The sequence below is a fragment of the Xanthomonas sp. NCPPB 1128 genome, assembly GCF_001043115.1.
Classification (GTDB): Bacteria; Pseudomonadota; Gammaproteobacteria; order Xanthomonadales; family Xanthomonadaceae; genus Xanthomonas_A.
This window is the reverse complement of sequence record NZ_LFME01000048.1, coordinates 17,369-31,467: the sequence shown is the minus strand read 5'-3', so window position 1 is coordinate 31,467 and position 14,099 is coordinate 17,369. Positions and strand designations below refer to the sequence as shown.

The 14,099-nt window shown below is 71.5% G+C and carries 8 protein-coding genes; 2 read left to right on the top strand and 6 right to left on the bottom strand.

What is annotated here, in order from left to right:
- Positions 1-536 precede the first annotated feature (536 nt).
- The gene (locus ACP93_RS19795) at positions 537-1,715 is read left to right on the top strand and encodes a benzoate/H(+) symporter BenE family transporter (protein WP_048492375.1); all 1,179 of its coding nucleotides are present in this window, start codon (positions 537-539) and stop codon (positions 1,713-1,715) included.
- A 21-nt stretch (positions 1,716-1,736) separates the two neighbouring features.
- Here ACP93_RS19795 and bphP read toward each other — a convergent pair whose 3' ends face one another.
- The 5 genes from bphP to ACP93_RS19770 form a co-directional block, all read right to left on the bottom strand.
- A complete protein-coding gene (gene bphP / locus ACP93_RS19790; RefSeq protein ID WP_048492374.1) occupies positions 1,737-3,647 on the bottom strand; it encodes a bacteriophytochrome BphP in 1,911 nt (636 codons plus the stop codon).
- Positions 3,644-4,243, bottom strand: coding sequence for a biliverdin-producing heme oxygenase (locus ACP93_RS19785; protein WP_048492373.1), 600 nt, complete (start codon positions 4,241-4,243; stop codon positions 3,644-3,646). The genes bphP and ACP93_RS19785 overlap by 4 nt, the downstream gene beginning before the upstream one ends.
- Before the next feature lie 161 nt (positions 4,244-4,404).
- The gene (locus tag ACP93_RS19780; RefSeq protein ID WP_048492372.1) at positions 4,405-5,655 is read right to left on the bottom strand and encodes a TCR/Tet family MFS transporter; all 1,251 of its coding nucleotides are present in this window, start codon (positions 5,653-5,655) and stop codon (positions 4,405-4,407) included.
- A 649-nt stretch (positions 5,656-6,304) separates the two neighbouring features.
- Positions 6,305-8,614, bottom strand: coding sequence for a lytic murein transglycosylase (locus tag ACP93_RS19775; protein ID WP_228136098.1), 2,310 nt, complete (start codon positions 8,612-8,614; stop codon positions 6,305-6,307).
- A gap of 268 nt (positions 8,615-8,882) precedes the next feature.
- On the bottom strand, positions 8,883-9,275 hold the full coding sequence (locus ACP93_RS19770) for a YchJ family metal-binding protein (protein ID WP_082143553.1): 393 nt from the start codon (positions 9,273-9,275) through the stop codon (positions 8,883-8,885).
- Positions 9,276-9,371: 96 nt separating this feature from the next.
- On the opposite strand from ACP93_RS19770, the gene ACP93_RS19765 reads away from it, so the two are divergent.
- Positions 9,372-10,145, top strand: a complete 774-nt coding sequence (locus ACP93_RS19765; RefSeq protein ID WP_048492370.1) for a sulfite exporter TauE/SafE family protein — start codon at positions 9,372-9,374, stop codon at positions 10,143-10,145.
- A gap of 96 nt (positions 10,146-10,241) precedes the next feature.
- Here ACP93_RS19765 and ACP93_RS19760 read toward each other — a convergent pair whose 3' ends face one another.
- Positions 10,242-14,048, bottom strand: coding sequence for an ATP-binding protein (locus tag ACP93_RS19760; protein ID WP_048492369.1), 3,807 nt, complete (start codon positions 14,046-14,048; stop codon positions 10,242-10,244).
- Positions 14,049-14,099 lie beyond the last annotated feature (51 nt).

Sequence of the window (14,099 nt, the reverse complement as noted above, 5' to 3'; positions counted from 1 at the left end):
AAAGAACTTCGGGGCCGGCCTCAGCGCCTTTCCCTTTTTCGCCCCGACGTTTCCGTCCGAGTGAGCCGCCCATTATAGCGGGCTTTTTGTTTCCGTCAACACCTCATTTCGAGGTGGTTGACGCTGGTTCGTCTTCAAACCCGAAGGCTTTTCGTCGAACCGAGCCGCCCATCATAGCGGCTTTTTTCTTGCCGTCAACACCTTTTTGATCAGGTGGTTGACGCCGCTTCTTCGTCCAAACCCGAAGGCTTTTCCTCGAAGCGAGCCGGCCATATTAGCCGACTTTTTCACGCTGTCAACACCCGATGTTCGGTAGGTGTTTCCGGCCCCGCCGGCCTCTGTCGTGCCGAAGCTCGGCAGTTGCGTAGCGGGCCGCGCAGTCTAACGGCACGGAAAAAAACGTCAACCGTTTTTTGCGGCTGCCTTGCGGCACCCGTCCCCATCGCGCTCTTCTATCTCCATTAGTGCGGATACGGCACGGCCGATCGCCGGCATTTGGCCGAGAATGCAGCCTGCGCTCCACCACGGGATTCCGCATGACCGCTGCTGCACGCGCGCTCTGGCGCGACGCTTCGTTGCCTGCGTTGATCGCCGGCTTCGTCACCGTCCTGGTCGGCTTCACCAGTTCGGCGGCGATCGTGTTCCAGGCCGCGCGCAGCGTCGGCGCCTCGCAGGCGCAGATCGCCTCGTGGATGTGGGCGCTGGGATTGGGCATGGGCCTGACCTGCATCGGGCTGTCGCTGCGCTACCGGATGCCGGTGGTCACGGCCTGGTCCACGCCCGGTGCCGCACTGCTGATCGGCAGCGGCGGCGGGCTGCCGTTGTCCGATGCGATCGGCGCCTTCGTGGTGGTGGCGGTGTTGTCCACGCTCGCCGGCTTTTCCGGGCTGTTCGAACGCCTGCTGCGGCGCATCCCGCTGTCGCTGGCCTCGGCGATGCTGGCAGGCGTGCTGCTGCGCTTCGGCCTGGACGTGTTCGTGGCAATGCAACACCAGCTCGCCATGGCGCTGGCGATGTTCGCCACCTACCTGCTCGGACGCCGCGCCTTTCCACGTTACGCGGTGATCGCCACGCTGCTGGTCGGTATCGCCGTGGCCGCGGGCAACGGCACGCTGCATCCGGAAGCGGCACAGCTGCGCCTGGCGCAGCCGGTGTTGGTGTGGCCGACGCTGTCGTGGCCGGCGCTGTTCGGGATCGCGCTGCCGCTGTTCGTGGTGACGATGACCTCGCAGAACCTGCCGGGCGTGGCGGCGATCCGCGCCTCCGGCTATGCGGTGCCGATCTCGCCGACCATCGGCTGGATCGGCGTGGTCAACACGCTGCTGGCGCCGTTCGGCGCCTACGGGCTGAACCTGGCGGCGATCACCGCGGCGATCTGCATGGGCCGCGAGGCGCAGGAAGATCCGCAGCGGCGCTACATGGCCGCGGTGTTCGCCGGGGTGTTCTATCTATTGATCGGCGTGTTCGGCGCTACCGTGGCCGCGCTGTTCGCCGCCTTCCCCAAGGAACTGGTGATGGCGATCGCCGGGATCGCGCTGTTCGGCACCATCGGCAACAGCCTGGCGTCGGCCTTGCGCGAGGAACACGAGCGCGAGCCGGCGCTGATCGCGTTCCTGGTCACCGCATCGGGCCTGTCATTGTTCGGCATCGGCGCGGCCTTGTGGGGCCTGCTGGCCGGCGCGGCGACGCTGGCGCTGTGGCGGCGCACCCGCTGAGGGGCGGCCGCCGGCCGGGATTCAGCGCGGGTCGCGCAACTGCAGCAGCCAGTGGCTGGGCACGCCGGAAGGATCGGGCAGCGGCTCGAAATCGAACTGGCGGTGCACCGCGGCAGCGCCGTCCACGCGCAGCGGCAGGGTGACGTAGGCCGCGCGGCCTTGCCGCAGCAGGGTGTCGATGCGCTGGGTCTCCGCCAGTACCGCCTCGCTGGCATACAGGCGCTCCAGGTCGCAGCCGATCAGTTCGGCGACCTCGCGCTCGTACAGCGCGGCGAAGGCCTCGTTGACGAAGGCCAGGCGGCTGGGCCGCGGGCCGTCGCCGCGCTCGACGATCGCCACCGGCTCGCGCAGCCGCGACAGCGAGGCCTCCAGCAGCGCGAAATCCTGCTGGAAGCGCTTGCGCTCCATCAACTCGATCAGCACCCGCAGGCTGCGTGCCGATTCCAAGCTGATCGGCGACCAGGGCCGTGCGCGGCCGCGCACGGTCTCCTGCCACAGGTCGAAGCTCTTGCGCGGCGACAGCCGCGAACCGGCGATATCCTGCAGCTTGGCCAGCTGCGGATTGCCCGCCCAGTTGACCGTGCGTACCTGTTCGCGGCGGGTCCACAGCAAGGCGCTGCGCGCCTGCGGCATCAGCGGCACGAAGATGAAGCCGGCCGCCAGCGGCGCCAGATCGGCCAGCGCCGGGAACGTCTCGCCGATCTGGTCCGAATGCAGCGCGCCGACCGCGTCGTGGCGCAGCGCCTCGTGATGGGTGGACTCGATCTGCTCGCGGATCCGCGCCAGGTCCTCGGTCGCCGGCAGCATGCCGTGGCGGGTGACATGGTCGCCGTGGAACACCGCCCCGCCGTCGGCATCGACCACGTCGAGCAGGTCCGAGGCCATCTCATCGAGCATGGGCGCGGTCAGCATCTCGGCGTCGTTGAAGTTGGTGATCAGCTTCTCGCGCACGGTCAGCAGCACCGACTCGGTCCGCGCGCGCGCCACCGCGGTGATCGCGCCGATACGCCCGGCCAGCGCGCGGCTCAACGCATCGGCGACGTCGCGCATCTCGTGGTTGCAGAAGTATGGGCGGTAGTGGTGGCAGGCGATCAGGCCCCACAGCGCGTCGTTGACCACGATCGAGGTCACCAGGGTGGCGGTGACGCCCATGTTGGCCAGGTATTCCAGGTGCACCGGCGAGACGCTGCGCAGGCTGACGTCGCTCAGGTCCACCGGCGCGCGCAGGCGCGGATGCAGGGTGGGCTGGATCGGCGACGGCACGTAACCGACGTTGGCGATCTGGCGCACGCGGTTGCGCAGGTACAGCGCGCGGGCCTGCGCGGGAATGTCGCTGGCCGGATAGTGCAGTCCGAGATACGGCTCCAGTTCCTTCGCGCGCGCCTCGGCGACCACGTCGCCGTTCCAGTCGTCGTCGAAGCGGTAGATCATCACCCGGTCGTAGCCGATCAGGCTGCGCAGGCTCTTGGCGGCGCGATGGCAGGCGTCCTCGATGCTGTGATCGCTCTCCAGCCGACGCAGCACCGGCAGCGCTTCGCGCAAGGTGGCATCGGCCAGGGGCGCGTCGCGCGGCTCCAGTTCCAGCAGCCACTGCTCCGGATACAGGTGCCAGGCGCCGACCCAGCGCTGCGCCGAGGCCGTGGCGGCGTGCTTGAGGCCGACTTCGACATAGGCCAGGTCGCTGCGTTCGACCGCGTCCGACAGCCGCCGCGTGCGGGGATCCTCCAGCACGAGCAGGGCGTCGTAGCGCTGCCCCAGCACCTCGTCCAGCGGCCGGCCGAACAGGTCGGCGGCACTGGCGCTGGCCTGGACGATGCACCCGTCCTGCGGCTCGATCACCAGCAGCACGCCATGCGGCTGCACCGAACCGGGGATATGGATCGGTTCGCGCGCGCATGCGTCCATGTCCAGGGGCACGACGATGTCGCTCATGCAGCGATCTCCAGAGCAAAGTGAGTATGGAAGTGCGCGAACATGGTGCGGGCGCCGTCGACCGCCGCCTGCTGCAGCGGCGCTGTCGGCAAGGCGCGCTCCAGGCGCTGCTGGAAGTGTCGCCAGGCGGTCGGGTCGGCGTGGCCGAGTTCGAAGTAGGACAGCGCCGAGGCGGCCTCGGGCAAGGTCTGCCGCAGCTGGCGGGCGATCACCCGCCCGCCCAGGCGCGAGCCCTCGACCACATAGAGCATGCCCCAGCGGATGCTGGCCTCGGCGGCCGGCGGCAGCGGTTGCGAGCCTGGCGGCGCTGCCTGCAGGGCGTGCAGATCCTGCGCCAACAGGGGAGTGCGCGGCTGGTAACGCCACTGCGCATCGCCGCAGTCGCGCAGCCAGGCCGCTTCGCACTGTTCCCAGCCGGCCAGCACCGCATGATGGCGGCGCAGCACCTGCACATAGGCGGGCAGCGACAGGGCCGGGTCCATCAGCGCGCGCATCGCCGGCAAGTCTTCCACGGCCTGGTGCTGCTGCGCAGTGGCCTCGCGCAGCAGGCGCGCAGCGGTCAACGGCAGGGCGGTTCCGTCGGGAGGAGACATCATGCGGGCGACTGGTACAGCAGCCGGCCGGCCGCGACGAAAGAGAGGGCACAGCGTAACAATCGCGACCGCGCGGTGCCAGGCGCGGCCACGCGCGCCACGGCCGCGCTCCCTGCGCAAGCTGAGCCGTTCATGCCGTCCGCGCGCTCCTGCGTCGCGCCTCATCAGCCGCCGGTCACCGTGGCGGCCGGCACCCGCGCGCGGCGCCAGGCCACGATCCAGCCGCCGCCCAGCAACAGCGCCGCCAGCAGCCACGGCACGCCGGGGAAGTGCAACAGCGCGCGCGGGCCGATGAAGGCGGCGAACACCCAGGCGTAGAGCAGCGGCCCGATCACGCCGGCCAGGCTGACCAGGCTCATCAGTGCGCCCTGGATGCGGCCCTGCGCATCGGCGCCGACGTGGCGGGTGACGATGGCCTGCGCCGCCGGGCCGGCCACCGCCCACAGCGCGCTGATCGGCACGCCGAGCAGGAACAGCGCGCCACTGCCGGCCACGCTGTAGATGGCGAAGCCGATCACGCCGCAGCCCAGGCCGAACAGCAGCGCACCGCGCTCGCCGAAGCGGCGCACCACCCGCGCCACCAGCACCGCGTTGACCACGATGCTGCACACACCGACCAGCGCCAGCACCCAGCTGACCTGTTTCGGCCCCCAGCCGAAGCGGTAGTCGGCGAACAGCACGAAGATGCTCGGGTAGACGTAGTGCGCCAGGTTGGCCAGAAAGATCACCGCGGCCAGCGCGAACACCTGCGGATAGCGCTGCAGCAGACGCAGCGCGCCGAACGGATTGGCGTGCGCCCAGTCCACCCGCGCGGTGCGCCGCTCCGGCGCCAGCGATTCGGGCAGCACCCACAGGCCGTAGAGGAAGTTGAGCAGGGCCAGCCCGGCGGCGAACCAGAACGGCGCGCGCAGGTGCAGGCTGCCGAGCCAGCCGCCGAGCAGCGGACCGACCACGAAGCCGACGCCGAACGCGGCGCCGATGATGCCGTAGGCCTGAGCGCGCTTGTCGGCCGGGGTGATGTCGGCGATGTAGGCGTTGGCCGAGCTGAAACTGGCCGAGAATACGCCGGAAACCATGCGCGCCAGCAGCAGCACCGGCAGGCTCTGCGCCAGCGCCATCACCATGAAGTCCACGCCCAGCCCCAGGCACGAGGCCAGGATCACCGGGCGCCGGCCGTAGCGGTCGGACAGCGCGCCCTGCAGCGGCGAACTGACGAACTGCAGGGCGGCGAACAGGAAGCCGAACCAGCCGACCCAGCGGGCCGCGGCGGCGAAATCGCCGCCGGTGAAGCCGCGCACCAGCGTGGGCAGCACCGGAATGATGACGCCGAAGGACAGCACGTCGATCAGCAGGGTGACGAAGATGAAGGCGACCGCGGCACGGCGTGAGCGGACAGCGGGAGTCGGAGCGTGCACGGCGGGCCTCCTGGCGGACGCGGCAGTGTAATCGGCGCCGCCGCGGGTGCGGGAGGCCGGAGTGGACAGCGCCGCCGGCCTGCCGTACCGCTGTGGCTGGGCTGGGTGCGGTCGGCGCGATTCCGATCGCGAGCGGCGGAGATCGTCGCGTCGGGACTGAAGTCCCTCCCACACTGGGAGGCTGGCCGATCGCGCGCCGGGCTGAAGCCCCTCTTGCATCACCGCAGAGGCGGACGACCAGATTCAGCCGTGGCCGCAGAGGCCATCGCGTTGGGACTGAACGGCACCTCCAATAACCTGCCTCCGGCGCCATCGAGGCCGGCTACGGATTGCACGGTAGGAGCGGCTTCAGCCGCGACCGGGCTTTACCGGGAAGGCCACGTCGCGGCTGAAGCCGCTCCTACGGGATACTTCCTGCGGTGATTGAAGGTGCCCTGACGTCTACGCGCTGGCCCGATTGGGTCGGCAGCACGTCCGGCCACACCGAGCGACTCCCCTCTCCCGCCGGGAGACGGGTCGGGAGTGAGGGTCCGGCGGAGGCAGCGGCGCGACGCATGCCAGCAAGGCGCGCCGGCGCCGCGGTCACGGCGGGGCCGTCACCAATGCCGACCGCCGGTCCGCCGCACGCGGTGCCGCCATCCACCAGGGGTCACAACGCCACGACGGAAATCGTCTGCTGCAGCACATGCTGGGCGCCGGGGGCCAGTTCGATCACCTCGGGTCCGGCGTTGGCCGCTTCCAGGCACACGAACTGGCGCCAGTGCGGGCCGACGTCGGCCATCTTCTGCGCGCCGGCCTCGCCCGGGTTCCAGGCCACCAGCGTGCGGCTGCCGGTGGTGGCGATCTCGATGCGGCGCTGCAGGCCGGGGTCCAACAGGGTGTAGCGGCCGCCGGCGCCGGTGTAGATGCGGTCGCTGCGGCCCGGGTCGCGCGGATCCTGCAGGCTCCAGTCACCGTGCTGGCGATGCGGCGTGGCGTAGTTCTCGAACTTGTCCAGGTAGTCCAGGCCGTCCAGGCCCTGCACACTCACCTGGGTGGCATCGGCGACGCGGAAGTAGTTGTGCAGCGCCTGGGTGAAGCGGGCGGGCGCAGTGCCGACGTTGTCGGTGACCAGGCGCTGCTCCAGGGTGGCGCCGATGCGCAGTTGCATGCGCAGGCGCAGCGGCAGGTCGTCGAAGTCGGGCGGGGCCAGGGTCAGCACCAGGCTGCCGTCGGCCTCGCGCCGCGCGTCCTGCAACTGCCACGGCACGGTGCGCACGAAGCCGTGCGCGGGCACGGCGTCGCTCTGGCCCTGGCGGCCGAAGTACGGCCAGCACACCGGGGTGCCGCCGCGGATCGGGGTGGGCGTGGGCTGCGCGCTCGGCGACAGCCACAGCGCGTCGGTGCCGCCCTTGGGCACGAACGCCAGCACCTGGCCGCCGAACAGGCTGATCGCAGCGGTGGAGTGCGGGGTCTCCACCAGCAGCGAGGGGTAGCCGTGGAAGTCGCCTGTGCTCAGGCCGGGGACGTCGGACATGGGGTGGATGCTCCGTGGCGCGGGGGATTGGGCGAAGGCCGGGTAGGCGGCCGGCAACCGGAACGCGGTGGGCGGGGTGCCGCCGAACGGTGTCGGTGCGGGCGTCGCAGTGGGGGCCGGCGTCGGTGTAGATGCGGGTGCGGGTGCGGGTGCGGGTGCGGGTGCGGGTGCGGACGGCTGCGGCGGCCTGGCCGGTCCCGGCGCAGGTGGCGCTGGCGCGCCGCCAGCCTCGCGGCGCAGTGCGTCGAGGATGCGTTGCCCGGCACGGCCGTCGGCCGGCTGCAGACCGAGGCGCTGCTGCTCGGCCTGGATCGCACGGCGGGTGGCGGTGCCGATGGCGCCGTCGGCCTGGCCGATGGCGTGGCCGCGCGCCAGCAGCAGGGTCTGCAGTTCGCGCCGCTCGGGGCGGCCCAGGCCGGGGTCGTCGGTGGGCCAGGCGGCGACCAGCCCGGGCTTGCCGCGCAGCCGGTCGGACAGCAGCGCGATCGCCAGCGCATAGCTCTCGGCGGCGTTGTAGGCGTAGATCGCGTCGTAGTTGCGGAACACCAGGAACGCCGGGCCATGCACGCCGGCCGGGATCAGCACCGCCGCCGGGGTCTGTGCGGCCAGCGCCGGCAGCGCGCCGCCATCGGCGGCGGTGAGGCCGCGCGCGCGCCAGTCCGACAGCGGACGGCGCTGGGTGCGCCCGGCCAGCGCCGGGTCGAAGCCGTCCGGCAGCTTCACCTCCAGCCCCCACGGCTGGCCACTCTGCCAGCCGGCCAGCTTGAGATAGTTGGCGGTGGAGGCCAGCGCATCGGGAATGCTGGCGACTAGGTCGCGGCGGCCGTCGCCATCGCCGTCCACGGCGACGCGGGCGTAGGTGCTGGGCATGAACTGGGTATGGCCGAAGGCGCCGGCCCAGGACCCGGTCAGGCCCTCGGGCCGCAGGTCGCCGGCCTGCAGCAGCTTCAACAGCGCGAACAGTTCGCTGCGGAAGAACGGCTGGCGGCGGCCTTCGCAGGACAGGGTCAGCAGCGACACCAGCAGCGGACGCTTGCCGGAGATGCGGCCGTAGTCGCTCTCCACGCCCCACACCGCGACCACCGTCTCCGGGTCCACGCCGTAGTTCTGCGCCACTTGCGCGAGCAGGTCGCGGTGCGTGGTCAGCATGGCGCGGCCGTCGTCGATGCGCTGGCTGTCGACCAGGCCGGCCAGGTAGTCCCAGATCGGCGTGGTGAACTCGGGCTGGGCGTCGAGCAGCGGCAGCACGCTCGGGTCCGGCTGCAGGCCGGCGGTGAAGCGGTCGAAGGAGGCCTCGGCGACGCCCGCCTTCGCCGCAGCCGTGCGCAGGCCGGCCACGCAGGTGGCGAAGGCCGGATCGGGCGCGGACGGCGCCGCCGCAGGCGGGGTCTGCGCGAGCGCGCAGGGCGCCGCCAGCAGCAGGATCCAGGCCAAACGCATCATCGCAACTTCCTCGCCGACGGCAGGGCCGACATCATAAACAACCGCCGCGTGTGCACTCCGCTCACGCGACGTTGGCGGCAGAGGACGCGCGAACGGCAGGTCACTGATCGCGGTGTGGTTGGCAGATCGCGCAACGCGACGCCGCGGCCGTGGCACGCAAGGCGTTCGGCATCTTTGGCGTTCGGTTCGATGCGCGACAGGAGCAGCCCCGCCTCGCCGACGACCGGCAGTGGTCGGCCAGGCGAGCGCCGGCGCTAGACGCGCCGGTTCAATCCAGCGCGTCGAGGTAGTACCAGCGCCCATCCTCGCGCACGAAGCGGCTGTGCTCGGTCATGCGCACGGCGCTGCCGCCGCCGATGCGATAACGCGCCAGGAAGGCGACCTCGGCGCTGTCGGCGCCGATCTGCAGCACCCGCCGCACGGTGAGGCCGAGCCAGACCGTGCGCGGGTCGATCTCCACCTGCGGCGGGCAGGTCGACGGATGCCAGCTCGCGCGCAGGTAATCGGCCTCCTGGCGCACGTAGGCGCTGTAGCGCGAGCGCATCAAGGATTCGGCATCCGGCGCAGGGGTACCGGCGTGGTACGGCCCGCAGCACTGCGCGTAGTCGCGCGGACGGCCGCAGGGGCAAGGATCGGCAAGGCGCGGGGCGGACGGGGGCATATGCCGATTGTGCCGGCTGCGGCGCCACGGCGCACGCCGCGCACGCGTCGCGGCCGGTGGCGGCTATGCTGGCGGCCCCTTGCGCGGAGCGCCGGCGTGCTCGAGTCGATCCCCACCGAACTGCCCTGGCTGCTGTGCATCGCCTTCGTCGCCGGGCTGGTGGACGCGGCGGTCGGCGGCGGCGGCCTGATCCAGTTGCCCGGGTTGTTCGCGACCTTGCCGCAGCAGGCGCCTGCGGTGATCCTGGGCACCAACAAGTTCAGTTCCATGGCCGGCACCGGCACCGCCGCCTGGCGCTACGCGCGCCACGTGCGTCTGCCGTGGCGGCCGGTGCTGTATGCGACCGCGGCCGCGTTCGTGTTCGCCTTTCTCGGCGCGACCGCGGTGAGCCATCTGCCCAAGCAGGCGGTGCGGCCGCTGATCCTGGTGCTGCTGATCGCGATGCTGGGCTACACGCTGGTCAAGAAGGACTTCGGCGCGCTGCACCGCCCACGCCACATCGGCCGCCGCGAACTGGCGATCGCGCTGGCGATCGGCGCGGCGATCGGCTTCTACGACGGCTTCTTCGGCCCGGGCACCGGCAGCTTCCTGATCTTCCTGTTCATCCGCTTCTTCGGCCTGGATTTCCTGCGCGCCTCGGCCGCGTCGAAGGTGGTGAACCTGGCCACCAACCTGGCCGCGCTGTGCTTCTTCGTGCCCAGCGGCAAGGTCCTGCTGGCCGCGGCGGTGCCGATGGCCGCGGCCAACGTGGCCGGCGCGGTGACCGGCACGCGCCTGGCGCTGCGCGGCGGCACGCCGCTGATCCGGCAGTTGTTCCTGGTGCTGGTGGTGGTGCTGATCGGCAAGATGGGCTGGGATTTGCTGCATTGAGTGAAGTGCGCGGCGCTGTGGAGTCGCCGCGTCCCTGCCCTGCAGCGGTGCTGGCGCACGCACGTGCCCGGTGGCTACGCGCGGCGCCAGTGCCGCTCAGCCGCCGCGGCGCTTGACGGTCGCGGGAGGCGACTTGCGCGCCGCCGCCTTGGCTGGCGTCGCAGGTTTGCTGCCGATGGCGGCTTTCGCGGTCTTCGCCGACGCCGGCTGCGCGGCCGACCGCGTAGCCGTGGACGCAGGTGCCGCGGCCGCGGCGGACGTGCGTGGCGCCTTCGCCGATGAAGCCTTGGCCGCAGGCGTCGCACCAGCGTTGCGGGCACGTTTGCCGGGCGTCGCTGGCGACGTCTTGGGCGTGGTCCGTGGTTTGCTGCCGGCATCACGTGCCTTGCCGGATGCACGCGCCGGCTTGGCAACGGCGTCTGCGAGGGTCTCCGCAGTTGCGTCTGCTGCGTCCGCGGCAGGCGGTGGCAGATCGGCGCCAGCCTGGTCCACCGCCTCGACCGATTCCGCCGCAGGCGTCGCCGCCTCGTTGCGGCTGCGCTCGGGCAGCTTCAGCCGGTGCGCCTGCGCGTCGTATTCGATCAGCAGCACGCCGGAGTTGTGGCGGCCGCTGATCTCGACGAAGCAGGCGCCGCCGATGAACGGCTCCAGCGTCATCACCGACTTCAGCGGCGTGGCCACCACCATCTGGAAGCCGAAGTTCTCGAAGATGTTCATCGCCAGCGCGGTGAATTCGTTGTCGGCCTTGTCGAAGGCCTCGTCCAGCACCACCGCGGCGTAGCGCGGCAGTTCGCCGTCCTCGCCGCCGAGCTGGTAGCGCAGCGCCGCGGCCAGGCAGGTGGTGGCCAGCTTCTGCCGCTGGCCGCCGGACTTGCCGGCGCCGCTGCGGTAGATCTCCACCTGCGCACGGCTCTCGGCGTCCAGCTCCACGCCGACGAACTCCACGTGCTGGCGCACGTCCAGCACCTGTTCGCGCCAGCGCCGCAGCTCCGGCTCCTGCGCGCCGAGCCGCTGCACCAGCCCGCGCAACATGGCGAACTGCGCCTCGGCCAGCGCCCGGTCCTCGGTCTGCTGGTGGCCGAGCACGGCACGCAACTGCTGCTGGAACTCCTGCACCTCGAGCAGGCGCCGGTCGCTGACCTCGATGGTCAGCAGGGTGCCGCGGTTGAACGGCACCTGTTCCAGGCTGGCGTTGACCTCGTCCATGCGCTGCTTGATCGCCTTGTGCGCTTCGGCGGTGTAGCGCTGCAGGGCCAACAGGTTGTTCTTGCTCTGGGTCTGCAGCAGGTCGAAGAAGCGGCCTTCGTGGCGCGGCAGGCCGTCGCTCTCCAGGCGCTGCAGGCGCGCCAGGAAATCGTCGGCGCCGGCCAGGCTGACGGTGAAGTCGCCGCTGTCCTCCGGCCACTGCTGGCAGTAGCGGCGGAAGCAGTCCAGCACCTGCTGGCTCAGCCGCGCGTCCTGCGCCTGGCTCTGCGCCAGCTGTTCGCCCAAGCCGCGCTCGACGCTGCGCAGATGCGCTTCCAGATTGTCCAGGCTCAGCGGCGGCAGCGCCGCAAGCCGCGCGTCCAGGCCCGCCACCTGCGCCGGGCCGATCACCGCGGTGGCCACGCGCGCGGCGCAGGTCTCGCGCTGCGCTTCCAGGCGGGCGCGCTCGCGGCTCAGCTGCGCGCGCTCCAGGCGCACGTCCTCGTAGGTACGGCGGGCCTGGTCGCGGCGGGCGCGGACGGTGGCGATCTGCTCGCCCAGCGCGCGCAGTGCGGTGTCGCCCTCGCGCAACTGCAGCAGCTGCTCGGCGATGTCGCTCAGGCGCTGCAACTTGGGCGCGACGTCGATCTCGTCCCACTCGCGCTCGGCCAGGGTGTGCGCGGCCAGTTGCCGGCCCTGGTCCTGTTCGCGCTGCTTGCGCAGGGCGGCGACGTCGGCATCGCAGGCGGCGATGCGCTGCGCCAGGGTCTGCCCCTCGCGCTCGAAGACCTTGAGCTTGTCGCGGTTGTCGTAGCCGAGCAGCCAGCGCTTGCGGTCGCCGACCGCGTGGCGGTCGTCCTTCTCGTAGCGATCGCCAGGATGCTTGACCTGGCCTTCGCGGGTGATCGCGCGCTCGGCGTCGCGCAACTGCGCCACGGTGTCCACGCAGGTGTAGTCGAAGCGCCGCGCCAGTTCCTGGCGCAGCCACGGCGCATAGGCGTGATCACGCAGCTCCAGCTTGCGCAGCAGCGACTTTGCATCGGGCTCGCGGCGCTGCAGCGGGTCGTTGTGGCGCACCCGGAAGTACACCAGGCGGGTGCCGAGCTGGGTCTTGTTGACCCAGTCGGCGACGCTGGCGTAATGGCGCTCGTCGACCAGCAGCGACTGCGCGAAGCCGTGCAGCACGCGCTCGATCGCACCACGCCAGGCGGCCTGGTCGGCCTCCACCTGCACCAGTTCGCCGACGAACGGCAGGGCCGCCTCGGACAGGCCGGTCTCGGCGCACAGCCGCGCGCGCAGCGCCTGCATCGGCGCGGGAATGCTCGAGGGCGCCTTCAGCAGCGCCTCGATCTCGGTGCGGATGACCGCGAAGCGGCGTTCGTCCTCGCGGCGCTCGGCCATGCGTTCGGCGATCGCCTCGTCCAGGCTGCTGGCCTCGCCGGCGACGCCGTCGCGCAGCGCGCGCGCCTGCGCCACCTGCTCGGCGAAGCCGCTGGCGCTGCCGGCCAGGCCCATGCCGAGCTGGCGGCAGGCCTGTTCGACCTGGCCGCGGCGGCGCATGCGCTCGTCGCGCTCGCGCTCGACGCGGCCGCGCTCGCGTTCCAGCGCCTCGACCTGCTCGCCGCCCTGCGCGCGCTGCTGCGTCTCCAGCTCGGCCAGGGTCTGCTCGTGGTTGTCCAGCGCTTCGCGACGCTGCCCTTCCTCGCCGGCCAAGCCGCGGTCCTGCGTGTCCAGTTCCTGCAGGCGCGCGTCCAGCAGGGCCAGGCGGCGCTGCTCGCGGTAGCCGTCGATGCCCAGCTGCAGCTCGCGCAGCTCGCCGACGCCGCGCCGCAGCGCCAGCAGTTCGGCGTGGTAGTCGCGCGCCGGGGTCAGGGTTTCCACCTGGCGCCGCGCGGTTACCACCGCGTGGTGGGCGCCGTCGAGTTCGGCGAAATCATCGACCAGGCGGTCGGCCGCCTCGAAGGTGCGCGGCTCGTCGAGCATGAAGCTGCGCAGAAAGGCATTGAGGTCGCCCAGGTTCTTCGCCGACTGGGTCTTGTGCAGCAGCCGCAGCGCCATCTCGTTGCCGATGCCGAGCAGGTGGCGGAAGCGCTCGGCGTAGCCGGCGAAGCTGTCGAAGTGGTGTACGTCCTCGCCCAGGCGCAGCTTGAGCCGGCGCAGGTCCAGGTCGAAGCCGTCCAGCTCGGCGGCCACGTCGAAGCCGCGCGGCACCACCATGTAGTGCTTGCGCACGTCGGCCGCGGCGGTACCGCTGCCGGCGATCCAGAACAGCCGCACCAGGCTCACCGCCTGGCCCTGCGCGTTGCGGTACTCCAGCGCCAGCGCCGACCAGGTCGCGCCCTTGCGCAGGTACTGGGTGGCGATCTCGCCGGAGGCGCTGTCCTGCTGGTCGGCCCAGGCGCCGCGCACGTAGGACACCAGGCTGCGGTCGCGGCCGCTGCGCTCGGCCTCGCGCGCGGCGGCGTTGAAGTCGACGATGCTCGGCGGCGTCAGCAGCGCCGACATCGCATCGAGCAGGGTCGACTTGCCCGAGCCGGAGCGGCCGACGAACAGGAAGCCCTTCTCGGCGATCGGCACGTCGGTCAGGCCGTTGAAGGTGCCCCAGTTGTGCACCTGCAGACGGCGCATGCGGTACTGCTGCGCGCGTTGCTCGGCCAGGGTCTCGGCGAACAGGGACGGAGCGACGGGGACGGTGGACGATTCGGACAGGGACGTCATCGGGAACTCATCGGAAAACGGGGACGGCCGCCACGGCGGCCAGCGCGCAGG

Coding starts and splice junctions, on each gene's coding strand:
- ACP93_RS19775 (WP_228136098.1), bottom strand. CDS start 8,614: ATGATGCGTTTGGCCTGGATCCTGCTGCTGGCGGCGCCCTGCGCGCTC.
- ACP93_RS19785 (WP_048492373.1), bottom strand. CDS start 4,243: ATGATGTCTCCTCCCGACGGAACCGCCCTGCCGTTGACCGCTGCGCGC.
- ACP93_RS19795 (WP_048492375.1), top strand. CDS start 537: ATGACCGCTGCTGCACGCGCGCTCTGGCGCGACGCTTCGTTGCCTGCG.
- ACP93_RS19760 (WP_048492369.1), bottom strand. CDS start 14,048: ATGACGTCCCTGTCCGAATCGTCCACCGTCCCCGTCGCTCCGTCCCTG.
- bphP (WP_048492374.1), bottom strand. CDS start 3,647: ATGAGCGACATCGTCGTGCCCCTGGACATGGACGCATGCGCGCGCGAA.
- ACP93_RS19770 (WP_082143553.1), bottom strand. CDS start 9,275: ATGCCCCCGTCCGCCCCGCGCCTTGCCGATCCTTGCCCCTGCGGCCGT.